General features: G+C 72.4%; 25 protein-coding genes. 18 read left to right on the forward strand and 7 right to left on the reverse strand.

Features of this window, described 5'->3' with window-relative positions; all coding sequences use genetic code 11:
- Window positions 1-477 precede the first annotated feature (477 nt).
- On the forward strand, window positions 478-1,926 hold the full coding sequence (locus ACZ7DY_RS06290) for an NAD(P)H-hydrate dehydratase (protein ID WP_471130747.1): 1,449 nt from the start codon (window positions 478-480) through the stop codon (window positions 1,924-1,926).
- Window positions 1,927-1,958: 32 nt separating this feature from the next.
- Here ACZ7DY_RS06290 and ACZ7DY_RS06295 read toward each other — a convergent pair whose 3' ends face one another.
- Window positions 1,959-2,732 carry an SDR family NAD(P)-dependent oxidoreductase gene (locus ACZ7DY_RS06295; protein ID WP_471130749.1) on the reverse strand — a complete coding sequence of 258 codons (774 nt, stop codon included), beginning with the start codon at window positions 2,730-2,732 and terminating at the stop codon, window positions 1,959-1,961.
- Window positions 2,733-3,016: 284 nt separating this feature from the next.
- Here ACZ7DY_RS06295 and ACZ7DY_RS06300 point away from each other — a divergent pair, with 284 nt between their 5' ends.
- From ACZ7DY_RS06300 to ACZ7DY_RS06320, 5 genes are all read left to right on the forward strand, one after another.
- Window positions 3,017-4,321 (forward strand): hypothetical protein, encoded by a 1,305-nt coding sequence (locus tag ACZ7DY_RS06300; RefSeq protein ID WP_471130752.1) that lies wholly within the window; start codon window positions 3,017-3,019, stop codon window positions 4,319-4,321.
- 125 nt (window positions 4,322-4,446) lie between these two features.
- A complete protein-coding gene (gene alr, locus ACZ7DY_RS06305; RefSeq protein WP_471130754.1) occupies window positions 4,447-5,598 on the forward strand; it encodes an alanine racemase in 1,152 nt (383 codons plus the stop codon).
- 13 nt (window positions 5,599-5,611) lie between these two features.
- A complete protein-coding gene (locus tag ACZ7DY_RS06310) occupies window positions 5,612-6,826 on the forward strand; it encodes an alpha/beta fold hydrolase (RefSeq protein WP_471130757.1) in 1,215 nt (404 codons plus the stop codon).
- Window positions 6,827-6,892: 66 nt separating this feature from the next.
- Window positions 6,893-7,405: a tRNA (adenosine(37)-N6)-threonylcarbamoyltransferase complex ATPase subunit type 1 TsaE gene (gene tsaE / locus ACZ7DY_RS06315; protein ID WP_471130760.1), complete on the forward strand. Its 513-nt coding sequence runs from the start codon at window positions 6,893-6,895 to the stop codon at window positions 7,403-7,405.
- 190 nt (window positions 7,406-7,595) lie between these two features.
- Window positions 7,596-7,784: a hypothetical protein gene (locus ACZ7DY_RS06320; protein ID WP_471130763.1), complete on the forward strand. Its 189-nt coding sequence runs from the start codon at window positions 7,596-7,598 to the stop codon at window positions 7,782-7,784.
- Window positions 7,785-7,794: 10 nt separating this feature from the next.
- Here the strand turns inward: ACZ7DY_RS06320 and ACZ7DY_RS06325 are convergent, their stop codons facing one another.
- Window positions 7,795-8,349, reverse strand: coding sequence for a hypothetical protein (locus ACZ7DY_RS06325; protein ID WP_471130765.1), 555 nt, complete (start codon window positions 8,347-8,349; stop codon window positions 7,795-7,797).
- A 156-nt stretch (window positions 8,350-8,505) separates the two neighbouring features.
- Here ACZ7DY_RS06325 and tsaB point away from each other — a divergent pair, with 156 nt between their 5' ends.
- From tsaB to ACZ7DY_RS06345, 4 genes are read left to right on the forward strand one after another with little or no spacing between them, the layout of a single operon-like run.
- Window positions 8,506-9,162: a tRNA (adenosine(37)-N6)-threonylcarbamoyltransferase complex dimerization subunit type 1 TsaB gene (gene tsaB, locus ACZ7DY_RS06330; protein ID WP_471130768.1), complete on the forward strand. Its 657-nt coding sequence runs from the start codon at window positions 8,506-8,508 to the stop codon at window positions 9,160-9,162.
- Window positions 9,163-9,194: 32 nt separating this feature from the next.
- Window positions 9,195-9,677 carry a ribosomal protein S18-alanine N-acetyltransferase gene (rimI, locus tag ACZ7DY_RS06335; RefSeq protein WP_471132339.1) on the forward strand — a complete coding sequence of 161 codons (483 nt, stop codon included), beginning with the start codon at window positions 9,195-9,197 and terminating at the stop codon, window positions 9,675-9,677.
- Entirely contained in the window at window positions 9,670-10,788 is a 1,119-nt protein-coding gene (gene tsaD / locus ACZ7DY_RS06340) for a tRNA (adenosine(37)-N6)-threonylcarbamoyltransferase complex transferase subunit TsaD (protein ID WP_471130770.1), read from the forward strand. The genes rimI and tsaD overlap by 8 nt, the downstream gene beginning before the upstream one ends.
- Complete coding sequence (locus ACZ7DY_RS06345) at window positions 10,785-11,048, forward strand: hypothetical protein (protein WP_471130772.1); 264 nt, start codon at window positions 10,785-10,787, stop codon at window positions 11,046-11,048. The genes tsaD and ACZ7DY_RS06345 overlap by 4 nt, the downstream gene beginning before the upstream one ends.
- Here the strand turns inward: ACZ7DY_RS06345 and ACZ7DY_RS06350 are convergent.
- Window positions 11,045-11,656 (reverse strand): class I SAM-dependent methyltransferase, encoded by a 612-nt coding sequence (locus ACZ7DY_RS06350; RefSeq protein WP_471130774.1) that lies wholly within the window; start codon window positions 11,654-11,656, stop codon window positions 11,045-11,047. The two genes, ACZ7DY_RS06345 and ACZ7DY_RS06350, sit on opposite strands and share 4 nt — an antisense overlap.
- Window positions 11,657-11,815: 159 nt before the next feature.
- Between ACZ7DY_RS06350 and ACZ7DY_RS06355 the strand changes: the two genes are divergently transcribed.
- Window positions 11,816-12,172 (forward strand): YciI family protein, encoded by a 357-nt coding sequence (locus ACZ7DY_RS06355; protein WP_471130777.1) that lies wholly within the window; start codon window positions 11,816-11,818, stop codon window positions 12,170-12,172.
- A gap of 143 nt (window positions 12,173-12,315) precedes the next feature.
- Window positions 12,316-13,533: an RNA polymerase sigma factor gene (locus tag ACZ7DY_RS06360; protein WP_471132342.1), complete on the forward strand. Its 1,218-nt coding sequence runs from the start codon at window positions 12,316-12,318 to the stop codon at window positions 13,531-13,533.
- A gap of 28 nt (window positions 13,534-13,561) precedes the next feature.
- Here the strand turns inward: ACZ7DY_RS06360 and ACZ7DY_RS06365 are convergent, their stop codons facing one another.
- Window positions 13,562-14,806 (reverse strand): class I SAM-dependent methyltransferase, encoded by a 1,245-nt coding sequence (locus ACZ7DY_RS06365; RefSeq protein ID WP_471130780.1) that lies wholly within the window; start codon window positions 14,804-14,806, stop codon window positions 13,562-13,564.
- A gap of 83 nt (window positions 14,807-14,889) precedes the next feature.
- On the opposite strand from ACZ7DY_RS06365, the gene ACZ7DY_RS06370 reads away from it, so the two are divergent.
- The 3 genes from ACZ7DY_RS06370 (at window position 14,890) to groL (ending at window position 18,449) form a co-directional block, all read left to right on the forward strand.
- Complete coding sequence (locus tag ACZ7DY_RS06370; RefSeq protein WP_471130782.1) at window positions 14,890-15,807, forward strand: polysaccharide deacetylase family protein; 918 nt, start codon at window positions 14,890-14,892, stop codon at window positions 15,805-15,807.
- Window positions 15,808-16,372: 565 nt separating this feature from the next.
- The gene (gene groES, locus ACZ7DY_RS06375; protein ID WP_006347174.1) at window positions 16,373-16,681 is read left to right on the forward strand and encodes a co-chaperone GroES; all 309 of its coding nucleotides are present in this window, start codon (window positions 16,373-16,375) and stop codon (window positions 16,679-16,681) included.
- Window positions 16,682-16,820: 139 nt separating this feature from the next.
- A complete protein-coding gene (groL, locus tag ACZ7DY_RS06380) occupies window positions 16,821-18,449 on the forward strand; it encodes a chaperonin GroEL (RefSeq protein ID WP_471130784.1) in 1,629 nt (542 codons plus the stop codon).
- Window positions 18,450-18,720: 271 nt separating this feature from the next.
- Here the strand turns inward: groL and ACZ7DY_RS06385 are convergent, their stop codons facing one another.
- A complete protein-coding gene (locus ACZ7DY_RS06385) occupies window positions 18,721-19,494 on the reverse strand; it encodes an SDR family NAD(P)-dependent oxidoreductase (RefSeq protein ID WP_471130787.1) in 774 nt (257 codons plus the stop codon).
- Window positions 19,495-19,547: 53 nt separating this feature from the next.
- Window positions 19,548-20,231 carry an MOSC domain-containing protein gene (locus ACZ7DY_RS06390; protein ID WP_471130790.1) on the reverse strand — a complete coding sequence of 228 codons (684 nt, stop codon included), beginning with the start codon at window positions 20,229-20,231 and terminating at the stop codon, window positions 19,548-19,550.
- Between the two features lie 81 nt (window positions 20,232-20,312).
- Here ACZ7DY_RS06390 and ACZ7DY_RS06395 point away from each other — a divergent pair, with 81 nt between their 5' ends.
- On the forward strand, window positions 20,313-21,209 hold the full coding sequence (locus tag ACZ7DY_RS06395; protein ID WP_471130791.1) for a LysR family transcriptional regulator: 897 nt from the start codon (window positions 20,313-20,315) through the stop codon (window positions 21,207-21,209).
- A gap of 67 nt (window positions 21,210-21,276) precedes the next feature.
- On the opposite strand, the gene ACZ7DY_RS06400 is transcribed toward ACZ7DY_RS06395, so the two are convergent.
- On the reverse strand, window positions 21,277-21,606 hold the full coding sequence (locus tag ACZ7DY_RS06400; protein ID WP_471130793.1) for a WhiB family transcriptional regulator: 330 nt from the start codon (window positions 21,604-21,606) through the stop codon (window positions 21,277-21,279).
- Between the two features lie 389 nt (window positions 21,607-21,995).
- Between ACZ7DY_RS06400 and ACZ7DY_RS06405 the strand changes: the two genes are divergently transcribed.
- Complete coding sequence (locus ACZ7DY_RS06405) at window positions 21,996-22,607, forward strand: response regulator transcription factor (protein ID WP_003948568.1); 612 nt, start codon at window positions 21,996-21,998, stop codon at window positions 22,605-22,607.
- Between the two features lie 245 nt (window positions 22,608-22,852).
- A complete protein-coding gene (locus ACZ7DY_RS06410; RefSeq protein WP_055563244.1) occupies window positions 22,853-23,428 on the forward strand; it encodes a sigma-70 family RNA polymerase sigma factor in 576 nt (191 codons plus the stop codon).
- Window positions 23,429-23,440 lie beyond the last annotated feature (12 nt).

Here is a 23,440-nt window from a genome sequence, read left to right on the forward strand (position 1 = left end):
CCCCCGCGGCGCGGGTAAACCCACCCCCACCCCCGCCCCGACCCCCTGCGGTGCGGGTAAACCCACCCCCACCCCCGCCCCGACTCCCTGCGGTGCGGGTAAACCCACCCCCACCCGACCCCCTGCGGCGCGGGTAAACCCACCCCCACCCCCGCCCCGACCCCCTGCGGCGCGGGTAAACTCACCCCCACCCCCGCCCCGACTCCCTGCGGTGCGGGTAAACCCACCCCCACCCCCGCCCCGACTCCCTGCGGCGCGGGTAAACCCACCCCCACCCCCGCCCCGACCCCCTGCGGCGCGGGCAGACCCACCCCCACCCCGCCCCTACCCCAACCCTGCGGTGCGGGGTAAACGGGTGGGTGGATGGGAGGTATCCGCCGCGGAGCGGCGGGCTTGTTCGGGGCCGCGCGGGGCGGCGGGGAGCAACCCCGCCCGACCCGGGCGGTGAACCCCCTGGGTGCGGGGGAGACTGGGGGCATGCGGAGTGCGTACAGCGTGGAGAGCGTTCGGGAGAGCGAGCGCGTGCTCATGGCCCAGGGGCCCGAAGACGTGTTGATGCGGCGCGCCGCGGCGGGCCTCGCCGCCGAGTGCGCGCAGCTGCTCGGCAAGGTGTACGGATCACGGGTCGCCCTGCTGGTCGGCAGTGGTGACAACGGCGGCGACGCCCTGTACGCGGGGGCCCGGCTCGCCCGGCGCGGCGCGGGCGTCACCGCCGTACTGCTCGCCCCGGAGCGCACGCACCCCCGCGGGCTCGCCGCGCTCCGTGCCGCCGGTGGCCTCGTCGTGGACGCCGGGGAGGAGCGGGCCGAGCGGGTGGTCGGCGGGGCCCGGCTCGTGGTCGACGGGATCGTGGGCATCGGGGGGCGCGGCGGGCTCAGGGAGCGGGCGGCTCGGCTGGTCGCCGCCGCGCGGGACGCGCTGGTCGTCGCCGTGGACCTGCCCAGTGGCGTGGACGCCGACACGGGCGAGGTGCCGGGGGAGGCCGTGCGCGCCGATGTGACGGTGACCTTCGGGGCGTACAAGCCGGGGCTGCTGATCGACCCGGCCCGGGAGCACGCCGGTGTCGTCCGGCTCGTCGACATCGGGCTCGAACTCGCGGACGACGCCTGCGAGGTGGAGTCCCTGCACTTCGCGGACGTGGCGCGGCTGCTGCCCGAGCCGGGCGGGGAGAGCGACAAGTACCGGCGCGGGGTCGTCGGCATCGTCGCCGGGTCCGCGCGGTACCCGGGCGCGGCCGTGCTCGCCGTGGCGGGCGCCCTGCGCGGCGGCGCGGGGGCGGTGCGGTATGTGGGGCCTGCCGCGGACGCCGTCATCGCCCGGTTCCCCGAGGTGCTGGTGTCGCCGGGGCCGCCGTGGAAGGCGGGCCGCGTGCAGGCCTGGGCCGTGGGGCCGGGGCTGGGCGACGACGAGGAGCGGCTGCGGGACGTGGTCGCCTCCGACGTACCGGTGCTGATCGACGCGGACGGGCTGCGGCTCGCGGACGAGCGGGAGGTCCGGGCGCGGCGCGCGCCGACGCTGCTCACGCCGCACGCCGGGGAGGCCGCCGCGCTGCTCGGTGTGGCGCGCGAGGAGGTCGAGGCGGGCCGGCTGGCCGCGGTGCGGGAGCTGGCGCGGCGGTACGGGGCGACGGTGCTCCTGAAGGGGTCGACCACGCTGATCGCCTCGGCGGAGGGCCCGGTGCGCGCCAACCCCACGGGGACGCCCTGGCTGGCCACGGCGGGCAGCGGCGACGTGCTGTCGGGGCTCGCCGGTTCCCTGCTGGCCGCGGGGCTCGACGCCAGGGACGCGGGGTCCGTCGGCGCGTACCTGCACGGCCTGGCGGGACGGCACGCGGCGCACGGGGCGCCGGTGGGCGCGCACGACGTGGCCGACGCGATTCCGGCCGTGTGGCGGGAGATCCGGCGCCCCGAGCGGACTCCGTCGTGACAGCGGGTCGTGGTGGCCGGCGGTGAAGGCGCTCACTGCGCCAGGTAACCGCCGTCCACCGGCAGGACCACCCCGGTGATGAAGGACGCCTCGTCCGAAGCGAGGAAGGCGATGGCCGCGGCCACTTCGCGCGGCTCGCCCAGCCGCCCCAGGGGATGGGCGCCGACCATGGACGCGATGTAATCATCCCCACCGGGGGAGTCGCGCAATTCTTTTACGCGTTCGGTCATGATGGTTCCGGGTGCCACGGCGTTTACCCTGATGCCGTCGCCGGCGCATTCCACCGCGAGGTGTTTCGTCAGGCCCGAAGCCAGGAATTTCGCCGGCCCGTACACCGCCTGGTTCCGCTGTCCCGCCACGCCGGAGACCGAGGACGTGCATACGATTGATCCTCCGCCGCCCTTGCGCATCTCTTCGATCGCGTACTTGCAGCAGAGGAACATTCCCTTTCCGTCTATCGCCATGACCCTCTCCCAGTCCTCAGGGGTGGATTCGGCGATTCCGGTCAGTGGGATGATTCCCGCGTTCGCCACGAGAACATCGAGACGGCCGCCGGTTTCCACGGCGGTGCGGATGGCGTGCCGGACGTCGCTCACGTGTGAGACGTCGCCGCGGACCACGGAAATCTTCAGGCCTTGGTCGTCCCATTCCTCCTTGAGGTCGTTCAGCAGCGGCTCGTTCCAGTCCATGGCCACGACGGTTCCGCCCTCGCGGACGAGCACCTTGACGGTCGCCCGCCCGATTCCGCTCGCTGCGCCGGTGACCAGGCACGACTTCCCTGCCATGCGGGATGGTGCGGTGCTCATCGGCCCCTCCGTCAGATGCAGGCGGTGTGCCCCCATACGCTACGCCCGGACCTCGATGGGGGAGGCGGTCGTGCGCGCATCACCCTTGGTGGACACGGCCGACGCAGACTCGTCCGTCACACTGATCGACGATTTCCTCTTGCGTTCACCGGTTGCCTGGGTGCGGTTCGGGTCAAGCGCCAAAAATTGCCATCGGCTGGACAGCGCTGCCGGGAACGTGCTAATCCGGTGTCCCGATCTCAGGCACAGGTCACTGAGGTCTGAAAAAGAGCGAGACGCGCCTGATGATTCCACCGCTCTTGTCTCAGTACTACGATTCCGTCCGCCAGCGCGACATGCTTCTCGGGTCGAGCGACGACGTGACGAGACTGGTGCGGCCGCACGTCGGTGTGTCGATCATCGGGCAATTGCGCTGGGATGCCATTCGCAGCCCGCGGCGACTTCAGACCTATGCCCAGCTGCTGGACGGATGCCTCTTCCACCTCATCGCCAATGACCGATATGTCGACCGTATCAGTGGCGTACTGACCGGAAGGGTGCGCATTCTCCCCTTCGAGGTCACCGTATCCGGCAACAGTCTGGAAGACTCCTTACGGGACATGATTTCGCGGCCGTTCCTGTTCTCATCGCTGGCCGCTTCCCGGCCGCAACGCACGGCCCTTCAGGACGCCCTCGCCGCGAGCGCCACCCGTGACGAGGTCGACCGCCGCTGCGCGCGGGACGGAGTGGTGGAGGGGCTCTTCGGTCTGATCAAGGACACCCGCATCATTCCCGTCACCGAATGTGAACGCATCCGCGACTCATGGCACTACTGGGTCGACGCGGAGCGGCAGGGCAGTCTGGTCACCCGCCCGGCACAGCCGTACGGGGACGACACGCAGTCCTTCGCCATGGAGGGCTTCACGGACTTGGCCCTGCTGACCTCGTCCGGGCGGTCCGTCGCCTCCCGCATCGCCTCGCCCGCGACGCTGGACGTCCGGACGGGGATACGTCGCCGAAGCCTGGTGTGGCGGGAGATAGAGCGGCTCGACCAGGCCGACGCGGCGGAGCGGGACGACGCGCTTCAGCTCGAGCTCGCCTTCGACCGCTGCTACTACCGCACGATCGCCCGGGCCGAACACGCCATGTTCTCCAGCGAGGGCTCCGCGGATCTGCGCGGTGTCCGGCGCAAAGCGTCCCTCAGGCTGAGGGATCCGGTCCGGACCGTCGTCTATCCGCACGACTTCCGGGAACAGCTCGGACGGATGACCGCCGAGGAGTGGGACGGATTCCTCGAGGACTTCAGTGAGGAGCTGCACAACTGGTGGGAGAACTGGGACGTGGAGAGCCTCCAGGGGATCGGCGACAGGCTCGGAAGCCGGACCGCCTCGCCCCGTGCGAGCTCCTCCCTCTACGTCAATGCGGTCATCAGCGTCGGCAGCGGCGCCGCCTCCACTCTGGCGGACCCGTCCACCCAGGGCATGGTGATCGGCGGAGGCGTGAGCCTGGCCACCTGGGTCCTCGCCGGTCCGGTGGCGGAACGTATGCAGCAATGGTCCAGCGACCGCCATGCCCGGTATGACGTCGTGGAAGTCCGGCCTGCCGAATAGCACCGGTGCGCCGGGTCCTCCGTCCACTGTCGGCCCGCGTCCTCCACGCACCGACCGCCCCCCGTCCGGGCCCGCGAACCCGCTGGCGCGGGCCCGCGCGACGGCCTCTGAGACACTTGTCCGCGATGAACGAGACAGCCCCTTTCCGTGTCCGCGCCGAGATCGACCTCGCCGCCCTCCGCGCCAACGTGCGCTCGCTGCGCGCCCACGCGCCGGACGCCGCGTTCATGGCGGTCGTCAAGGCGGACGCGTACGGACACGGGATGGTGCCCTGTGCCAGGGCCGCCCGGCAGGCGGGTGCCACCTGGATCGGCACCGCCACACCGGAGGAGGCCCTGGCCGTGCGCGCGGCGGGCGTGCCCGGGCGGATCATGTGCTGGCTGTGGACGCCGGGCGGCCCGTGGCGCGAGGGCGTCGAGGCCGATCTGGACATGTCGGTGAGCGCCCTGTGGGCGCTGCGCGAGGTGAGCGCCGCCGCCCGCGCGGCCGGGCGGACCGCGCGCGTCCAGCTGAAGGCCGACACGGGTCTCGGACGCAACGGCTGCATGCCGGCCGACTGGCCCGAGCTGGTCGCCGAGTCGTTGCGCGCCGAGGCCGAGGGGCTGGTCGAGGTCACCGGCCTCTGGTCGCACTTCGCCTGTGCCGACGAGCCGGGGCACCCCTCGATCGCCGCCCAGCTGACCGTCTTCCGCGAGATGGTCGCGTACGCCGAGGAGCGGGGGATCCGGCCCGAGGTGCGGCACATCGCCAACTCCCCGGGGACGCTCACGCTCCCGGAGACCCACTTCGACCTGGTCCGTCCGGGCATCGCGATGTACGGCATCTCGCCGAGCCCCGAGGTGGGCACCCCGCAGGAGTTCGGGCTGCGGCCCGTGATGACGCTCTCCGCCTCGCTGGCCCACGTGAAGCACGCCCCGGCCGGCCACGGTGTGAGCTACGGCCACCACTACGTCACCCCCGGCGAGACGACCCTGGGTCTGGTCCCGGCCGGGTACGGCGACGGCATCCCGCGGCACGCCTCCGGCACCGGTCCGGTCCTCGTCGGCGGCAAGTGGCGGACGGTCGCGGGCCGGGTGGCGATGGACCAGTTCGTCGTCGACCTCGGCGGGGACGAGCCCGAAGTGGGCACGGAGGCGGTGCTGTTCGGCCCCGGCGACCGCGGCGAGCCGACCGCCGAGGACTGGGCCAAGGCCGCGGGCACCATCGCCTACGAGATCGTCACCCGCATCGGATCGCGCGTCCCGCGCGTCCATGTGAACGAGCGGACCGACGACTGACGAGGAGCGGCACGTGAGCGAGAGCAGCGCGGGGGCGGCCGCGGCGGAAGCGGTGACGGAGGCCGCCGCCGCGGCGGGGAGCTGGCGCAGGGCCGGATTGGCGGGCGCCGCGATAGGCGTCATCGCGGCGGGCGCGGCCGCGGGTGTCGCCATAGAGCGGCTCACCGTCGGCCGCGGTATGCGCAAGAAGGCGCGGCTCGCGCTGGACGCATCGGGCCCGTACGGCTCGCTGCGCGGCATGCCCGGCACGGCGTACGCGGACGACGGCACGGAGCTCTCCTACGAGGTCGAGGAGGTCGAGGCGCAGAGCGACCAGGTGGCGCGGCGGCGCCGGCTCTTCGGACGCCGGGCCCCCGCTCCGGTCACCGTCGTCTTCAGCCACGGCTACTGCCTGAGCCAGGACTCCTGGCACTTCCAGCGGGCCGCCCTGCGCGGTGTCGTGCGCGCCGTCTACTGGGACCAGCGCAGCCACGCGCGCTCGGGGCGCGGGGCCGACCAGCTGGAGCGGGGCGTGCCGGTCTCCATCGACCAGCTGGGGCGCGACCTGAAGGCGGTCATCGACGCCGCCGTGCCCGAGGGCCCGCTCGTCCTCGTCGGGCACTCCATGGGCGGCATGACGACCATGGCCCTCGCCGACCAGTTCCCGGAGCTGATCCGGGAGCGCGTGGTGGGCGTGGCCCTGGTCGGGACGTCGTCGGGGCAGCTCGGTCAGGTGAACTTCGGGCTCCCGGTGGCGGGGATGAACGCGGTGCGGCGGGTGCTGCCCGGCGTGCTGCGCGCGCTCGGTTCGCAGGCCGAGCTGGTGGAGAAGGGGCGGCGGGCCACCGCGGACCTCTTCGCGGGGGTCATCAAGCGCTACTCGTTCTCCCGCAAGGACGTGGACCCGGCCATCGCGCGGTTCGCGGAGCGGATGATCGAGGCGACGCCGATCGACGTGGTCGCGGAGTTCTATCCGGCCTTCGCCGAGCACGACAAGGCGGAGGCGCTCAAGCACTTCGCCGACCTGCCGGTGCTCGTGCTCGCCGGCGACAAGGACCTGGTCACGCCGAGCGAGCACAGCGAGGCGATCGCCCGGCTGCTGCCCGACGCCGAGCTGGTCCTGGTGCCGGACGCCGGCCACCTGGTCATGCTGGAGCACCCGGAGGTGGTCACGGACCGTCTCGCGGACCTGCTGGTGCGGGCGGGGGCCGTCCCGGCGGCCGACCGGGCGGGCGGCGCGCGGGGCTGATTGCCCGGCCGGGTGTGCGGGCCGCGCGGGCCCGGGCGGTGTCCGCCAGCCGCTACCGTGGTCGGTATGGAAGCACCGCACCACCCGGCCCCCGCCGCCGAACTCAAGACCACGGTCAACTCCCCGGAGCAGATGGGCGAGTTGGGCCGCCGCCTGGCCAAGCTGCTGCGCCCCGGCGACCTCGTCATGCTCACGGGCGAGCTCGGCGCCGGCAAGACGACCCTGACCCGCGGTCTCGGCGAGGGTCTCGGCGTGCGCGGCGCCGTCACCTCGCCGACGTTCGTCATCGCCCGCGTCCACCCGCCGCTCGGCGGAGGACCGGCCCTCGTGCACGTCGACGCGTACCGCCTGGGCGGCGGGCTCGACGAGATGGAGGACCTGGACCTCGACGTCTCGCTCCCCGATTCGGTGATCGTCGTGGAGTGGGGCGACGGCAAGGTCGAGGAGCTCTCGGACGACCGGCTGCACGTCGTCATCGACCGTGCGGTGGGGGACACGACGGACGAGGTGCGCGAGGTGACGCTCACCGGGCTCGGGCGCCGCTGGGCCGAGGCCGATCTGGCGTCGCTCTCGGCCTGAGGCCACCGCTCCGCTTCTGCGGGCCGCCGCGTGCCCGTCGCCCGGCGGCCCGCTCTCGTACGTTCACCCGAACGTTCCGACAAGACGTCGGCAAAATGTTGCGTTGCGTGTGTCGCGCGTGGTCACATGGATACCAGTACTGGTTAGGTCTACCTAACCACGCTGCCCCCGGAGCCCCCAGGAGGCATCCATGTCGGCTTCAGAACGTGACGTACAGCCGCAGTCGCACCGGCTGCCGGGACCGTCGGCCGCCCCGGGGCCCCCGCACCTGTCGATGAGTGACCTGCTGGCGTCCTGCGCCGCGGCGAGCGCGGTCTCCACCCCGCCCGGCCGCCCGGCCCACCAGCACTCCGCCACGGAGCGGCAGCCGTCCCGCTGATCACGGCGGGTCAGGGGATGACGACGACCTTGCGGTCGCGCGTCGCGAACTCCCACATCGCGTTGCCGTCCGCCCGTGACTCGCGGATGCCACCGGTCTTCTTGGACGGGTCCGGCTTCGGCGTCGAGCCGTTGACCTGCGCGCTGAAGCCGATCGACGTGTCGCCGACCGTCGTGAACCGCACGACGTGCTCGATCGGCGCGCCGTCCGTGCCGATGACGGAGCCGGTGCGCGAGGTGACGGTGTAGGTGCCCGGCGCGGGGTCGACCGTGCCCGGCGTGACCTCGTACGTGGCCAGCAGCTTTCCGGAGGCCTCGACCAGCCAGACGCGGTCCTCGCCCACGGAGTACACCACCCGCTGGCCCTCCCCGGAGTGCGCGGGTACCCGCTTCGGGTCCGCCTTCTCCTTGGGGGAGCGCGGCGCGGCGGCCGAGGGGGAGGTCTTGTCGGGGTGCTGCGCCCGGGCGTCCGGCGCGCTGGCCGAAGCCTGGTAGGCGAGGAAACCCACGGCCGCGAGCGCGGCGGCGGTGAGCCCGGCCACCCATCCCGAGCTGCTCCTTGACACCTTCGCCACCCACCTCTTCGTACTGCGTACGGCTACGGAGTTGACGGTAGCAGCAGCCGTGCCCCATCCCGGGGCAGCCGCACCCCGCCCCCGCGGGAGCCGCACCCCCATGGCGGTCCGGCCGTGCGGCGCGCCCGGGAGCCGTAGGCTGTTCGCGTGCTCTTGCTCGCTCTGGATACCGCAACGCCCGCCGTCACCGTCGCACTCCACGACGGCTCCTCCGTCATCGCGGAGTCGAGCCAGGTCGACGCGCGGCGCCACGGAGAACTGCTGCTGCCCGCCGTCGACCGGGTGCTCGCCGACGCCGGCCTCGGCCTGGACGCCGTGACCGGCATCGTCGCCGGTGTGGGCCCCGGCCCCTACACCGGCCTGCGGGTCGGCCTGATGACCGCGGACACCTTCGGCCTCGCGCTCGGCGTCCCCGTGCACGGCGTGTGCACGCTGGACGGCCTCGCGTACGCCTCCGGCATCGAAGGCGGCCCCTTCGTGGTGGCCACCGACGCCCGCCGCAAGGAGGTGTACTGGGCGCGCTACGACGACGCCCGCACCCGTACGGGTGAACCTGCCGTCGACCGGCCCGCGGAGATCGCCGCCGATGTCGCGGGGCTGCCCGCGGTCGGCGCCGGCGCGCTGCTCTACCCCGACACCTTCCCCGACGCCCGCGCGCCCGAGCACGTCTCGGCGGCCGCGCTCGCCTCCCTGGCCGCCGAGAGGCTGGCGGCGGGCGAGGAGCTCCTGGAGCCGAGGCCGCTCTACCTGCGCAGGCCCGACGCGCAGGTGCCCAAGAACTACAAGGTGGTCACCCCCAAGTGACCCAGGTGACCGAGACCGCCGTGCTGCGCGAGATGCGCTGGTGGGACATTGACGCGGTGTTCGCCCTGGAGAAGGAGCTCTTCCCGGACGACGCCTGGTCACGCGGCATGTTCTGGTCCGAACTCGCCCACGCGCGCGGGCCGCTGGCCACCCGCCGCTACGTGGTGGCCATGGCCGGCGACCGCCTCGTCGGCTACGCGGGGCTCGCCGCCTCGGGCGAGCTCGCCGACGTCCAGACCATCGCCGTCGCCCGCGACCACTGGGGGAGCGGCCTCGGCGCCCGGCTCCTCACCGACCTGCTCCAGGCCGCGACCGCCTTCGAGTGCGCCGAGGTGATGCTGGAAGTGCGGGTCGACAACACCCGGGCGCAGAAGCTGTACGAGCGCTTCGGCTTCGAGCCCATCGGCTTCCGGCGCGGCTACTACCAGCCCGGCAACGTGGACGCCCTGGTCATGCGCCGCACCGATCCCTCCACCTCCGTATCTGGCGTACAAGGAACCGAGATTCATGGCTGACTCGCGCGACGAACCCCTCGTCCTCGGCATCGAGACCTCCTGCGACGAGACCGGCGTCGGCATCGTCCGCGGCACCACCCTGCTCGCGGACGCCGTCGCCTCCAGCGTCGACGAGCACGCCCGCTTCGGCGGCGTCGTGCCCGAGGTAGCCTCGCGCGCGCACCTCGAAGCGATGGTGCCCACCATCCAGCGCGCCCTGAAGGAAGCGGGCGTGAGCGCCAAGGACCTCGACGGCATCGCGGTGACCGCGGGGCCCGGCCTCGCGGGCGCGCTGCTCGTCGGCGTCTCCGCCGCGAAGGCGTACGCGTACGCCCTCGGCAAGCCCCTCTACGGCGTGAACCACCTCGCCTCGCACATCTGCGTCGACCAGCTGGAGCACGGGCCGCTGCCCGAGCCGACCATGGCGCTGCTCGTCTCCGGCGGCCACTCGTCGCTGCTGCTCTCCTCCGACATCACCTCGGACGTGCGGCCGCTCGGCTCGACCATCGACGACGCGGCGGGCGAGGCCTTCGACAAGATCGCGCGCGTGCTGAACCTGGGCTTCCCCGGCGGGCCCGTCATCGACCGCTACGCCCGCGAGGGCGACCCGGAGGCCATCGCCTTCCCGCGGGGCCTCACCGGGCCGCGCGACCCCGCGTACGACTTCTCCTTCTCCGGTCTGAAGACGTCCGTCGCCCGCTGGATCGAGGCGAAGCGGGCCGCGGGCGAGGAGGTGCCCGTACGGGACGTGTCGGCCTCCTTCCAGGAGGCGGTCGTCGACGTGCTGACCCGCAAGGCCGTGCGGGCCTGCAAGGACGAGGGCGTCGACCACCTCATGATCGGCGGTGGCGTGGCCGCCAACTCGCGGCTTCGCGCCCTCGCCCAGGAGCGGTGCGAGAAGGCGGGCATCCGGCTGCGCGTGCCGCGTCCGAAGCTGTGCACGGACAACGGCGCGATGGTCGCGGCCCTCGGCGCCGAGATGGTGGCCCGCAACCGCTCGGCCTCCTCCCTCGACCTGTCGGCGGACTCGTCGCTGCCGGTGACGGAGCCGCACGTGCCGGGACACACGCACGGCCACGGCCACGGCCACGACCACGTGCACGAGGTCAGCAAGGAGAACCTGTACTCATGACCGTCGCGCTGATGTGGGAGGCCCGTGCCGCGGCGGGGTGCGGGGCCGAACTGCTGGCGTGGGCACGGAAGCAGCGGCCGGGCGGCACGGCCGAGCCGCTGCGGCGCGAGGCGTTCCGGGCGCCGCAGGACCGGGTGCTCGTCATCACCTGGTGGGACGCAGCGTGGGACACGGACCTGCCCGAATTGCCGGAGCCCCCGGCGGAGCTGGTGACGCGGCCGGTGCACCGGTGGCGGTTCGAGTCGGTCGGTACGGACTAGTCCGTCCGCCGGTACGTCAGCAGGTAGCGCCAGAAGAGCAGTTGGCGCACCTCGCTGCCGGGCAGCAGTCGGGCCGCCTCGGCGCGGATCTGCGGGAGCCGCATCTCGGGCGCGCGCACGGGCGGCTTGAGCGGGGGCGGGTCCGTGCCGCGCAGCCGTTCCGCCGCGTACACCGTCAGCCGGGCCACCGCATTGGCGGGGGACGCCACCACGTCCCACCAGGTCGTCCCGGCGTAACAGCCGAGGACGAGCAGGACGCCGCCGGGGGCGAGGGCCTCGCGCAGGCGGGTGAGCGTGGCGAACGGCATGTGGTGCAGGCTCGCCAGACAGGTGATCACGTCGTAGTGGCCACGGGGCAGCTCCTCCTCGGTGACGTCCGCCCGCCGAAAGCGCGGGGCGCAGCCACCGGGCCCGTGGCGCCGCGCCGCGGCGACGGCCTCGGCGATGACCTCCGCCGACGGGTCGAGCGCGTCGACCTCGTAACCGCGGGCCGCGAGGCGGCGGGCGAAGCGGCCGGTGCCGCAGCCCACGTCGAGGGCGGTGCGGCCCTCCTGCGGCAGGTGCCGCAGGAGCAGGCGGTGGTAGTGGTCGTTGTGGTCGAAGGGCATGCGGGCGAGCCTGGCACGGCCGCCCGGACGAGGGGCAGCACCGTGTGCCGGAAAGAAACCTCGAAGAATCTCGGCGACGATGTCGAAACGGGCGTCTCCCGTTCGACGCAGGGGTGAGAGGCGGGAAGAAGCCCCGCCGCCACCCGATGGGAGACCACCATGCCGCGCTACCTGACGATGATCCGCATCGACGAGAACAACGTCCCCGAGGGCGGCCCCAGCCCCGAGCTGCAGGAGCGCATGGGCGCCCTGCTCGAAGAGATCACCAGGGCCGGGGTGATGCTCGACACCGCGGGGCTGCGCCCGACCTCCGAAGGCACCCGGGTGACCTGGGACAAGGGTGAGCTGTCCGTCACCGACGGGCCGTTCACCGAGACCAAGGAGGTCATCGGCGGCTACTCGGTCTGCCAGGCGAAGGACATGGCCGAGGCGGTCGAGTGGACCAAGAGGTTCCTGAAGACCCACGAGGAGTACTGGACGATCACCGCGGAGGTCCGGGAGATCGAGGAGGGCTGAGCCCTACCGGCGGGTCACCTCCCTGCCTTTGCGGCCGCTGCGCCGGGGTGTTCTGATGGGTGGCCGTGAGCCATCCGCCGGAGCACCCCCGCCGCACGTCACCGGAGCGGCAGCCCCGCCCCACCGTGGAGACCGTCTTCCGCATGGAGTCGCCGCGCATCATCGCCGGCGTCACGCGGATCGTACGAGATGTCGGCATCGCCGAGGAGCTGGCGCAGGACGCCCTGGTGGCAGCCCTCGAACAGTGGCCGGAGCAGGGCGTCCCGGAGAACCCGGGCGCCTGGCTCATGACCACCGCCAAGCGCCGCGCCATCGACCTGGTGCGCCGCCGCGAGCGGTACGCCGCCAAGCTTGCGGAGGCCGGCCGCGACCTGGAGACCGCCCAGCTCCACGCGGACGAACCCGCCGACCCCGACGGCATCGACGACGACCTGCTGCGCCTCGTCTTCACCGCCTGCCACCCGCTGCTCTCCGCCGAGGCCCGCGTGGCGCTCACCCTGCGGCTGCTGGGCGGCCTGACCACTGCGGAGATCGCCCGCGCCGTCCTCGCCGCCGAACCGGCCGTGGCGCAGCGCATCGTGCGGGCCAAGCGCATCCTCGCCACCAAGGACGTCGCCTTCGAGGTCCCCACCGGCCAGGACCGCGAGGCCCGCCTCGGCTCCGTCCTCGAGGTCATCTACCTCATCTTCAACGAGGGGTACGCCGCCTCATCGGGCGACGACTGGCTGCGCCCGGCCCTGTGCGAGGACGCCCTGCGCCTGGCCCGGGTGCTCGCCGGCCTCATGCCCAGGGAGTCCGAGGTGCACGGCCTCGCCGCGCTCCTGGAACTGCAGGCGTCGCGCTCCGCGGCGCGCACCGGCCCGTCCGGCGAGCCGGTGCTGCTCAAGGACCAGAACCGGGCCCGCTGGAACCGGCTGCTGATCCGGCGCGGTTACGCGGCCCTCGCCCGGGCCAGGAGCACGGCGGACTCCTCCGGCGCGTTCGGCCCCTACGCCCTGCAGGCCGCGATCGCCGCCTGCCACGCCAGGGCCCACACCTACGAGGAGACCGACTGGCAGCAGATCGCCGTCCTCTACGGCCTGCTCGCCGCCCGCACCCCCTCCCCGGTGGTCGAGCTGAACCGCGCGGTGGCGGTCTCGATGGCGCAGGGGCCCGAGCCGGGCCTCTTCCTGGTCGACGCGCTCGCCGCCGAACCGGCGCTGCGGGACTACCACTTGCTGCCCAGCGTGCGGGGCGACCTGCTGGAGCGGCTGGGCAGGACGGCCGAGGCGTGCGCCGAATTCGAGCGGGCGGCGGCGCTGGCGCGCAACGGCAGGGAGCGGGAGCTGCTCCTCGCGCGGGCGGCCACCTGCCGGCTCTGAGCGCCGCGGCGGCCCGGCCGGGGCGCGGTCAGCTCCGCGCGGCCGGGCGCCCGATCAGCATCGTCGGCGCGCCCGCCACCCGGGTCAGGAAGACCGTCGCGGCGTTCCGGCCGCGGGGCTTCACCTTGCGCCGCAGCTCCTCGGGCTCGACGGCCGAGCCGCGCTTCTTGACGGTGAGGACGCCGACCTCGCGCTCCCGCAGCAGCGCCTTCAACTTCTTCAGGTTGAAGGGGATCCGGTCGGTGATCTCGTAGGCGGTGGCGTACGGGGTCTCGTGCAGGGCGTCGGAGGTGACGTACGCGATGGTCTCGTCGATCAGTCCGCCGCCGACCCGGGCCGCGACCTCGGCGACCAGGTGCGCGCGGATGACGGCGCCGTCCGGCTCGTACAAGTAACGCCCGACGGGACGCACTTCGGGGTCGGGCAGCATCGTGTCGAGCGGTGACCACAGGGAGGCGCCACCGGGCAGGAGCGTCGCGCGGTGCGAGGCGGAGTCATCCGTGCCGAACCACAGCACGGCCTCCTTGACGTCGCCGCCGTCCGAGATCCACTCGGCCGCGGCCTCGGCGGGGACCGCCTCGTGGGGGATGCCGGGGGCGATCTTCAGGGCGGCGCGCGGGGCCGCGAGCGCCGCGCCGACCGCCCAGGACAGGGGCGGGGAGTAGGACTCCGGGTCGAAGATGCGGCCCCGGCCGGAGGAGCGGCGCGCCGGGTCCACGAAGACCGCGTCGTACGCCGAGGTGTCCACCTCGGTGACATCGGCCTCCCGGACCTCGATCAGCTCGGCGAGGCCGAGGGCCTCGGCGTTGGCGCGGGCGACGGCGCAGGTCAGCGGGGAGCGGTCGACGGCGAGCACGGAGATCCCGGCCCGCGCAAGGGCGATGGCGTCGCCGCCGATGCCGCAGCACAGGTCGGCGAGCGAACGGACGCCGAGGGCCTTGAAGCGCTCGGCGCGGTGCGTGGCGACGGAGGAGCGGGTGGACTGCTCCACGCCGTCGGGGGTGAAGAACATCCGGGCCGCGTCCCCGGCGCCGAACTTCGCCGCGGCACGCCGGCGCAGCCGTGCCTGGGCGAGGGCGGCAGAGACCAGGGGCGCCGGGTGGGTGCGGCGCAGCCGGGTGGCGGCGGCGAGCTCCTGTGCGGGCTCGACGTCCCGCACCTCGTCGAGCAGGGCCGTGCCCCGGGGGGTGCGCAGGGCGGCGAAGGCGGCGAGGGGATCGCCGAGGTCGGACTCGGGGCCGCTCGGCGTGTTCGGGTCGTTCACCTGCCCCATTGTGGGCCAGTCGGTGGATGGTGCACGGCCGGGCGGCGGTGTCGGGCCCCTGGCACGACCTTGAGCTGCGAGGATCCGGCGGCATGCAACTAGTACGACAAAAAGAAGAATACGCCAGAAGACGGAAGAACCGGGCGCGCGCCGCGGTGGCCGTCCTGGCCGCCTCGGCCATCGCATCGGGCTGCGCCTCCGCCGACGGCACCCGGCCCGCCCACGGCCAGCAGCCGCTCAAGGCCCCGCCCGCCCGCGCCCTGGACTCCTACGCCCAGAGACTCGGCGCGGTCCAGGCCGCACGCGCCGTGGCGGCCAAGCGCTGGGGGCTGGCCAAGACCCCGCTCGCCGCGCCCCCGCCGCCCGCGGCCAAGCCGCGGATCACCACCCGCAAGGGGTTCGAGGTCGAGGGCCAGTCGAGCCTGCCGCCCGTCTTCACGACCGTCCCCACCAAGGACAAGGTCGTCTTCCTGACCATCGACGACGGCGCCGAGAAGGACCCGCGGCTGCTGAAGATGATGAGCGAGCTCCGGCTGCCGTACACCGCCTTCCTCAGCGACTACCTGGTCAAGGAGGACTACGGGTACTTCAAGAAGATGCAGGACCGCGGCGTCACCCTGAACAACCACACCCTCAACCACCGCTACCTGCCCGGACTCTCGTACGAGGGGCAGCGCCGCGAGATCTGCGGCATGCAGGACACCATCCAGAAGCACTACGGCAAGCGGCCCGAGCTCTTCCGCCCGCCGTACGGCAACTACAACCGGGACACGCTGCGCGCCGCCAGGTCCTGCGGCATCAAGGCGGTGCCGCTGTGGGCGTCCGAGGCCTTCACCGACCACATGGAGTGGCGCGAGTGGGACAAGGACCTGCACCCCGGCGACATCATCCTCACGCACTTCCGGGGGCGTGAGGACTGGAAGGGCACGATGCCCGACATGGTCCGCCGCGTCATGAAGACGGTCACGGACCGGGGGTACGCGGTGGCCAGGCTGGAGGACTACCTGTGACCCCGCGGGCGCGAGCGAACCGCCGCCTCCTCGCCGGGGCCCTGCTGTGCGGAGTGCTCGCGCCCGCACTGCTCACCGGTTGCGCCGAATCGGTGGACCCGATCGAACGCCTGGGCAGAAAGGCAGCCCAAAAGGTCCCCCCGCACCACCGCACCCCAACCCCGCCCGGCATCCTCCGCTCCACAGCGGCCCCTGGCGCCCCCCGCTGTGGGCAGGCGTTCCGCTGGGCGGAACGGGTGGGCACAGCCCCCGGTGCCGAGCAACAAGAACCGGGGCCCCCACGAATCGCCGCCAGGGAACCCAAAGACGCAGAGAACCGTTGCCCCGACAGGGAAAAAGCGCCGCCGCCCCGCCCCAGGGGCACGAACATCCGCTGAAGCCCGGCGCAGCCGATTGGCACTCCGCTTGACCGAGTGCTAATCCCCGTCCTAGTCTCACTTCTGGCACTCCCCATTGGAGAGTGCCAACAGCGACGGGCAGGTCCGGCACCCGCGACGACGGATCCACCTGGTCGCCACACTCAGACTCTTAACCCCGTGAGATCTCCGAAGGGGGAGACCGGATCGTGACGACCGCCAGCTCCAAGGTTGCCATCAAGCCGCTCGAGGACCGCATTGTGGTCCAGCCGCTCGACGCCGAGCAGACCACGGCCTCCGGCCTGGTCATTCCGGACACCGCGAAGGAGAAGCCCCAGGAGGGCGCTGTCCTCGCCGTGGGCCCGGGGCGTTTCGAGAACGGCGAGCGCCTGCCGCTCGACGTGAAGGTCGGCGATGTCGTGCTGTACAGCAAGTACGGCGGCACCGAGGTGAAGTACAACGGCGACGAGTACCTCGTCCTCTCGGCCCGCGACGTGCTCGCGATCGTCGAGAAGTAATTCACCCAGCATTTGCTTTTCTGAGCTGCGCCCCTGGTCACCCCGCTGATGCCGGGCGGCGAGGGGCGTAGTTCGTTGCTGAACGTTCCGGGGGCTCCCCCGGACCCCCCTGAGTTTTCGAGAGGGCTGAATCGCTCCCATGGCGAAGATCCTGAAGTTCGACGAGGACGCCCGTCGCGCCCTTGAGCGCGGCGTCAACAAGCTTGCCGACACCGTCAAGGTGACGATCGGCCCCCGCGGCCGCAACGTCGTCATCGACAAGAAGTTCGGCGCCCCGACCATCACCAACGACGGCGTCACCATCGCCCGTGAGGTCGAGGTCGAGGACCCGTACGAGAACCTCGGCGCCCAGCTGGTGAAGGAGGTGGCGACCAAGACCAACGACATCGCGGGTGACGGCACCACCACCGCCACCGTGCTCGCCCAGGCCCTGGTCAAGGAAGGCCTGCGCAACGTCGCCGCCGGCGCCTCCCCGGCCGCCCTGAAGAAGGGCATCGACGCCGCCGTCGCGGCCGTCTCCCAGGAGCTCCTCGCCACCGCCCGCCCGATCGACGACAAGGCCGACATCGCGGCCGTCGCCGGTCTCTCGGCGCAGGACCCGCAGGTCGGCGAGCTCATCGCCGAGGCGATGGACAAGGTCGGCAAGGACGGTGTCATCACCGTCGAGGAGTCCAACACCTTCGGCCTCGAGCTCGACTTCACCGAGGGCATGGCCTTCGACAAGGGCTACCTCTCGCCGTACATGGTCTCCGACCAGGAGCGTATGGAGGCCGTCCTCGACGACCCGTACATCCTGATCCACCAGGGCAAGATCTCCTCCATCCAGGACCTCCTGCCGCTGCTCGAGAAGGTCATCCAGGCCAACTCCTCGAAGCCGCTCCTGATCATCGCCGAGGACGTCGAGGGCGAGGCCCTGTCGACCCTGGTCGTGAACAAGATCCGCGGCACCTTCAACGCCGTCGCGGTGAAGGCCCCCGGCTTCGGCGACCGCCGCAAGGCGATGCTCGGCGACATGGCCACCCTCACGGGCGCCACCGTCATCGCCGAGGAGGTCGGCCTCAAGCTCGACCAGGTCGGCCTCGACGTGCTCGGCACCGCCCGCCGCGTCACCATCACCAAGGACGACACCACGATCGTCGACGGCGGCGGCAACAAGGCCGACGTCGAGGGCCGTGTCGCCCAGATCAAGGCCGAGATCGAGGCCACGGACTCCGACTGGGACCGCGAGAAGCTCCAGGAGCGCCTCGCGAAGCTGGCCGGCGGCGTGTGCGTCATCAAGGTCGGCGCCGCCACCGAGGTGGAGCTGAAGGAGAAGAAGCACCGTCTGGAGGACGCCATCTCCGCGACCCGCGCCGCGGTCGAGGAGGGCATCGTCTCCGGTGGTGGCTCCGCGCTCGTCCACGCCGTGAAGGTCCTCGAGGGCAACCTCGGCAAGGAGGGCGACGAGGCCACCGGTGTCGCCGTCGTCCGCCGCGCCGCCGTCGAGCCGCTGCGCTGGATCGCCGAGAACGCCGGCCTCGAGGGTTACGTCATCACCTCGAAGGTCGCCGAGCTCGACAAGGGCTTCGGCTTCAACGCCGCGACCGGCGAGTACGGCGACCTGGTCAAGGCCGGCGTCATCGACCCGGTCAAGGTCACCCGCTCCGCGCTGGAGAACGCCGCGTCCATCGCGTCGCTGCTCCTCACGACCGAGACCCTGGTCGTCGAGAAGCCGGCCGAGGAAGAGGCCGACGCCGGCCACGGCCACGGCCACGGTCACTCGCACTGACCCGCTGCGCTCGGCTTGACCGGTGACCGAGGCCCGGCTCCCTTTTCGGGGAGCCGGGCCTCGGCCCTTTTCGGGGATGCGTCTGCCGAAGCCCGTCCGTCGCCGGCTGCGGGCCGTGGTCCGTCCTCGCGCAGTTCCCCGCGCCCCTTACGGGGCGCTCGCCGAAGTCGTCCTCAGGGGCGCGGGGAACTGCGCGACCAGCCGACGGCGACCCGCAGCCGGCAGCGGCGAGGAACCCCGCAGACGCTCCCACCCAGAAGGCCCCGCAGGCCTACCGCGGCCCGTACTTGCGGCCCGTACGCGACGTCACCCCGCCCAGCAAGGAACGCGGCGTCACCTTCACCACCCCCATCAGCGCCTTGTAGCGAGGGTCGGGGATCGACACGGTCTTGCCCCGGGCCAGGTCGGCCAGAGCCGCCGTGACCAGCTTGTCCGCGTCGAGCCACAGCCACCCGGGGATGTTGGACGTGCCCATCCCGGCGCGCCGGTGGAACTCGGTCCGTACGAAGCCGGGGCAGAGCGCCATGAGCCGCACCCCGGTCCCGGCCAGGTCCTTCGCCGCGCCCTGGGTGAACTGCACGACCCACGCCTTCGAGGCCCCGTACGTGCCGCGCGGCACGAACGCCGCCACCGACGCGACGTTCACCACCCCGCCCCGGCCCCGCTCCCGCATCGACTCCGCCGCGGCCGAGGTCAGCCGCAGCACCGCCTCGCAGTGCACCTTGAGCATGGTCAGCTCGTCGGTCATCGGGACTTCCAGGTACCGGCCCTTGTTGCCGAAGCCCGCGTTGTTGATCAGCAGGTCGACCGGGTCCCTCCGGTTCGCCAGCCGCTTCTCGACGGCCTCGATGCCCCCGTCCGTCGCGAGGTCCGCGGTCAGCACCTCGGCCTCGATGCCGTGCCGGTCGTGCAGCTCGGTCGCCTGCTCGCGCAGCCGCTTGGTGTCGCGAGCCACCAGGACGAGGTTGTGCCCGTCACCGGCGAGGCGCCGCGCGAACGCGGCGCCGATGCCGGCGGTTGATCCCGTAATCAGAGCCGTAGTCATGGCCCAAGGCTAGTGAGATCGCGAAGGTGCCGTTCCGCATGGACCTGCCGGTCTCACACCGCGAGGTCCTCGGCGGCCTGCCGCGCGAGGTACTTGTGCGCCCGCTCCGTCGTCTCGGGGTGCAGGGCGTCGCCCGCCGCCAGCATCCGCGGCAGCAGCGACTTCTCCGTCGTGACGGCCCGGAAGTGGAGGGCGACGGTGACGTCGTGGTCCGGCCGGTGCACGATCCGGATCGCGTCCCCGGCCCGCACCTCGCCCTCCACGATCACCCGCAGATACGCGCCCGGCGCGCCCTCCGTGGTGAAGCGCTTCATCCATCCCGTCTCGCCGAGGTGCCCCTGGAACGTACGGCAGGGGATGCGCCCGCTCGTCACCTCCAGGACCAGGTCGGGACCGACCTGCCAGCGCTCGCCGATCCGCGCGCCGTTCACATCCACCCCGGACACCGTGAAATTCTCGCCGAACGCGCCGTTCGCCAGGGTCCGCCCGAGCGTCCGCTCCCACGCGTCGAGGTCCTCGCGGGCGTAGGCGTACACCGCCTGGTGGTCCCCGCCGTGGTGCCGCAGGTCGCAGATCTCGTCGCCCGCCACTCCGCTGCCGCCGACGCCCTTGGCGCCCGGCGCGGTCACGAGGACCGGTCCGGAGACCGGCTGCTTGTCGATGCCGGTGAGGCCGGTGGGGGACGAGGTGTAGTCAACGGCCTTGCGACGGCCCGCATTTACCGAAAGAAGCTCCATGCCCAGCAGGCTAAGCGAGGGCCCCTCAAAGCCGCGACGCAATATTTCGCGTTGCTTCCAAGCGTCACTTATGCTCACACCATGATCGAGGCCCGTCACCTCCGTGTCCTGCGCGCCGTGGCCGCCACCGGCTCCTTCTCGGCCGCGGCCCGCGAGCTCGGCTGCACCCAGCCCGCCGTCAGCCAGCAGATGAAGGCCCTCGAAGCCTCGACCGGCACGCCGCTGCTGATCCGCACCGGCCGCGAAATGCGGCTGACGCAGGCGGGCGAGGCTCTGGTGCGGCACGCCTCGGGCATCCTCGCCGGACTCACCGCCGCCGAGGAGGAGGTCGCCGCGATCGCCGGCCTGCGCGCGGGCCGGGTCCGCCTCGTCTCCTTCCCGAGCGGTAGCTCCACCCTCGTCCCCGGCGCCCTCGCGGCGCTGCGCGCGGCCCACCCCGGCACGCGCGTCTCCCTCGTGGAGGCCGAGCCGCCGCGTTCGGTGGAGATGCTGCGCGAGGGGGACTGCGACGTGGCCCTCGCCTTCCGGTACGAGGGGGCGACGGCCGCGGAGGAGTGGGGCGACCTCGTCGTGCGTCCGCTGCTCGCCGACCGGCTCGTCGGACTCGTGCCCGAGGGGCACCGGCTCGCCGGGGCCCGGTCGGTCACCATCGGGGAGTTCGCCGACGAGTCGTGGATCGCGGGCTGCCCCCGCTGTCGCAGGCAACTGGTGGAGGTCTGCGAGAGCGCGGGCTTCGTGCCCCGGATCGATTTCGCGACCGACGACTATCCGGCGGTGATCGGACTGGTCGGCGCCGGCCTGGGGGTGGCGGTGCTGCCCGAGCTCGCGATCGAGTCGGTGCGCCCCAAGGGCGCCCGCACCGTGACGGTGGAACCTGCCGTGCAGCGGGAGATCGTCGCGCTCACGCTGCCGGATCTGGCACAGGTGCCGGCGGTCGCCGCCACGCTGGACCATCTCGCGCGGGCCGCCGCCCGCTGACGGGGGCGGTGGTCCGCCCCGGGGGCCGCCCCGAATAGCGTCGGGGCCCTTTCGAAGAAACGTTCCTTCAGCTGTGTGACACGGCTCTGCCCGCCGGAGCGGCCGCCGTGACCAGTCGGTTGCGCGCGCGCCCCATGAGCTCCTCGCGCTCGTCCTCGGTCAGCCCGCCCCAGACGCCGTACGGCTCGCGCACCGCGAGGGCGTGAGCGGCGCACTCGGCACGCACCGGGCACCGCATGCAGACCTCCTTGGCGGAGTTCTCACGGGCGCTGCGCGCCGCTCCCCGCTCGCCCTCCGGGTGGAAGAAGAGCGAGCTGTCGACCCCCCGGCAGGCCGCGAGGAGCTGCCAGTCCCACAGATCTGCGTTCGGTCCGGGAAGGCGGGAGAAATCTGCCATTGCTGGTCCCCTTGATGCCGTTCTGACGCGGATACGGTGCCCATGACCGTACATCTACTATCTAAGGAGATGAAAATATGACTCATTGCGAATCTAGCCGCAGACACCAGGAAAAGGGAAGAAAAGCCGCTAAATGGGGCATGGCTTGTGATGAAAGGTTGAGGGTCTTCCGCGCGCTCTGCGCTGTGTCCGCGCCCTCACGTAGAGTGCCGAAGGTGGCTGACTGCCCCGTAACTCTTTCGGGTGACCGTCGTTGAGAGTGCGGAGGCGGTTGAAAGAAGAAGCGCTCGGGCAGGTGTCCGAGAGCGTCAACCGCACAGGTGACGACATGTACCAGCCTGGAGGCTCAAGGTGACGCGCAGCAGCTGTGAGAGCCGCGGAGGACAGTCATGACATCGGTCCTCGTCTGCGACGACTCCCCGCTTGCCCGAGAGGCGCTCCGCCGCGCGGTCGCGACCGTGCCCGGTGTCGAGCGCGTGACGACAGCGGCCAACGGCGAGGAAGTCCTCCGCCGCTGGGGCGCCGACCGCTCGGACCTGATTCTGATGGACGTACGCATGCCCGGCCTGGGCGGCGTCGAGACCGTCCGGCGGCTGCTCTCCGCCGACCCCGGTGCGCGCATCATCATGCTCACCGTCGCCGAGGACCTGGACGGGGTCGCGCTCGCGGTCGCCGCCGGTGCCCGCGGCTATCTGCACAAGGACGCCTCGCGCGCCGAGCTGCGCGCGACCGTCACACAGGCGCTCGCCGACCCGACGTGGCGGCTGGCCCCGCGCAGACTGCGCTCGGCCGAGATGGGCGCCGCGCCCACCCTCACCGCGCGCGAGATCCAGGTCCTCGAAGGCATGAGCCACGGCCGCTCGAACGCGGAGATCGGGCGCGAGCTCTTCCTCTCCGAGGACACCGTGAAGACGCACGCCAGGCGGCTCTTCAAGAAGCTCGGCGCCTCGGACCGCGCACACGCGGTGGCGCTCGGTTTCCGCTGGGGCCTGGTCCGCTGAGTGTGCCGCCGCGGGGGCCCCGCGATCCCCGCCCGCCGTGTGGTGGGCGGGGCGACGGACGCCCGCCGCTGCTTGTTTCGCCGCCGATGCCGCATCCTTGAGGTGTGGAGTTCCTCGGGGACGAGTCGATCGAGCGGGAGGGGAGGGCGCAGGAGATGAGTTCCGGCGCACCTGCTCATAACGCTTCAGTGCACAACTACGGACGCGGTGCCACGGATCAGTCGCCACCAAGGCACCATGGACCGATGCGCGATGACAAGACGACGGTGATCGGTGCCCTCGTCCTTCGCGCGGTCGAGGGCGACGAACAGGCCACGCACGACCTTCTCGCGCACGTGCACCCGCTGGCCCTGCGCTACTGCCGCACCCGCCTCTCCCGCCTGCCGGGTGACGCACGGCACTTCGTCGAGGACCTGGCGCAGGAGGTCTGTGTCGCCGTGCTCCTCGCGCTGCCGCGCTACAAGGACACCGGCCGCCCCTTCGAGGCCTTCGTCTTCGCCATCGCGGCGCACAAGGTGGCCGACCTGCAGCGGGCCGCCATGCGGCACCCCGGGTCCACCGCCGTGCCCTCCGACGAGATGCCGGAGCGGCCCGACGACTCGCTCGGCCCCGAGGAGCGCGCGCTGCTCAGCAGCGACGCCGAGTGGGCCAAGAAGCTCCTCGCCAACCTCCCTGACAACCAGCGCGAGCTGCTGCTCCTGCGCATCGCCGTCGGGCTGACGGCCGAGGAGACCGGACAGATGCTGGGCATGTCGCCCGGCGCGGTGCGGGTCGCCCAGCACCGGGCGCTGAGCCGGCTGCGGGCGCTCGCCGAGCAGTGAGCCCCCACGCGT

The sequence above is a fragment of the Streptomyces sp. NPDC037013 genome, assembly GCF_055607265.1.

Bases quoted from the DNA above. Each gene is read 5' to 3' on its own strand.
- tsaD (WP_471130770.1), top strand. From the start codon at position 9,670: ATGGCTGACTCGCGCGACGAACCCCTCGTCCTCGGCATCGAGACCTCC.
- ACZ7DY_RS06355 (WP_471130777.1), top strand. From the start codon at position 11,816: ATGCCGCGCTACCTGACGATGATCCGCATCGACGAGAACAACGTCCCC.
- ACZ7DY_RS06370 (WP_471130782.1), top strand. From the start codon at position 14,890: ATGCAACTAGTACGACAAAAAGAAGAATACGCCAGAAGACGGAAGAAC.
- ACZ7DY_RS06290 (WP_471130747.1), top strand. From the start codon at position 478: ATGCGGAGTGCGTACAGCGTGGAGAGCGTTCGGGAGAGCGAGCGCGTG.
- ACZ7DY_RS06400 (WP_471130793.1), bottom strand. From the start codon at position 21,606: ATGGCAGATTTCTCCCGCCTTCCCGGACCGAACGCAGATCTGTGGGAC.
- ACZ7DY_RS06385 (WP_471130787.1), bottom strand. From the start codon at position 19,494: ATGACTACGGCTCTGATTACGGGATCAACCGCCGGCATCGGCGCCGCG.
- ACZ7DY_RS06320 (WP_471130763.1), top strand. From the start codon at position 7,596: ATGTCGGCTTCAGAACGTGACGTACAGCCGCAGTCGCACCGGCTGCCG.
- alr (WP_471130754.1), top strand. From the start codon at position 4,447: ATGAACGAGACAGCCCCTTTCCGTGTCCGCGCCGAGATCGACCTCGCC.
- groL (WP_471130784.1), top strand. From the start codon at position 16,821: ATGGCGAAGATCCTGAAGTTCGACGAGGACGCCCGTCGCGCCCTTGAG.
- ACZ7DY_RS06405 (WP_003948568.1), top strand. From the start codon at position 21,996: ATGACATCGGTCCTCGTCTGCGACGACTCCCCGCTTGCCCGAGAGGCG.
- ACZ7DY_RS06295 (WP_471130749.1), bottom strand. From the start codon at position 2,732: ATGAGCACCGCACCATCCCGCATGGCAGGGAAGTCGTGCCTGGTCACC.
- ACZ7DY_RS06345 (WP_471130772.1), top strand. From the start codon at position 10,785: ATGACCGTCGCGCTGATGTGGGAGGCCCGTGCCGCGGCGGGGTGCGGG.
- ACZ7DY_RS06350 (WP_471130774.1), bottom strand. From the start codon at position 11,656: ATGCCCTTCGACCACAACGACCACTACCACCGCCTGCTCCTGCGGCAC.
- rimI (WP_471132339.1), top strand. From the start codon at position 9,195: ATGCGCTGGTGGGACATTGACGCGGTGTTCGCCCTGGAGAAGGAGCTC.
- ACZ7DY_RS06390 (WP_471130790.1), bottom strand. From the start codon at position 20,231: ATGGAGCTTCTTTCGGTAAATGCGGGCCGTCGCAAGGCCGTTGACTAC.
- tsaE (WP_471130760.1), top strand. From the start codon at position 6,893: ATGGAAGCACCGCACCACCCGGCCCCCGCCGCCGAACTCAAGACCACG.
- ACZ7DY_RS06365 (WP_471130780.1), bottom strand. From the start codon at position 14,806: ATGGGGCAGGTGAACGACCCGAACACGCCGAGCGGCCCCGAGTCCGAC.
- ACZ7DY_RS06360 (WP_471132342.1), top strand. From the start codon at position 12,316: ATGGAGTCGCCGCGCATCATCGCCGGCGTCACGCGGATCGTACGAGAT.
- ACZ7DY_RS06300 (WP_471130752.1), top strand. From the start codon at position 3,017: ATGATTCCACCGCTCTTGTCTCAGTACTACGATTCCGTCCGCCAGCGC.
- ACZ7DY_RS06410 (WP_055563244.1), top strand. From the start codon at position 22,853: ATGCGCGATGACAAGACGACGGTGATCGGTGCCCTCGTCCTTCGCGCG.
- ACZ7DY_RS06395 (WP_471130791.1), top strand. From the start codon at position 20,313: ATGATCGAGGCCCGTCACCTCCGTGTCCTGCGCGCCGTGGCCGCCACC.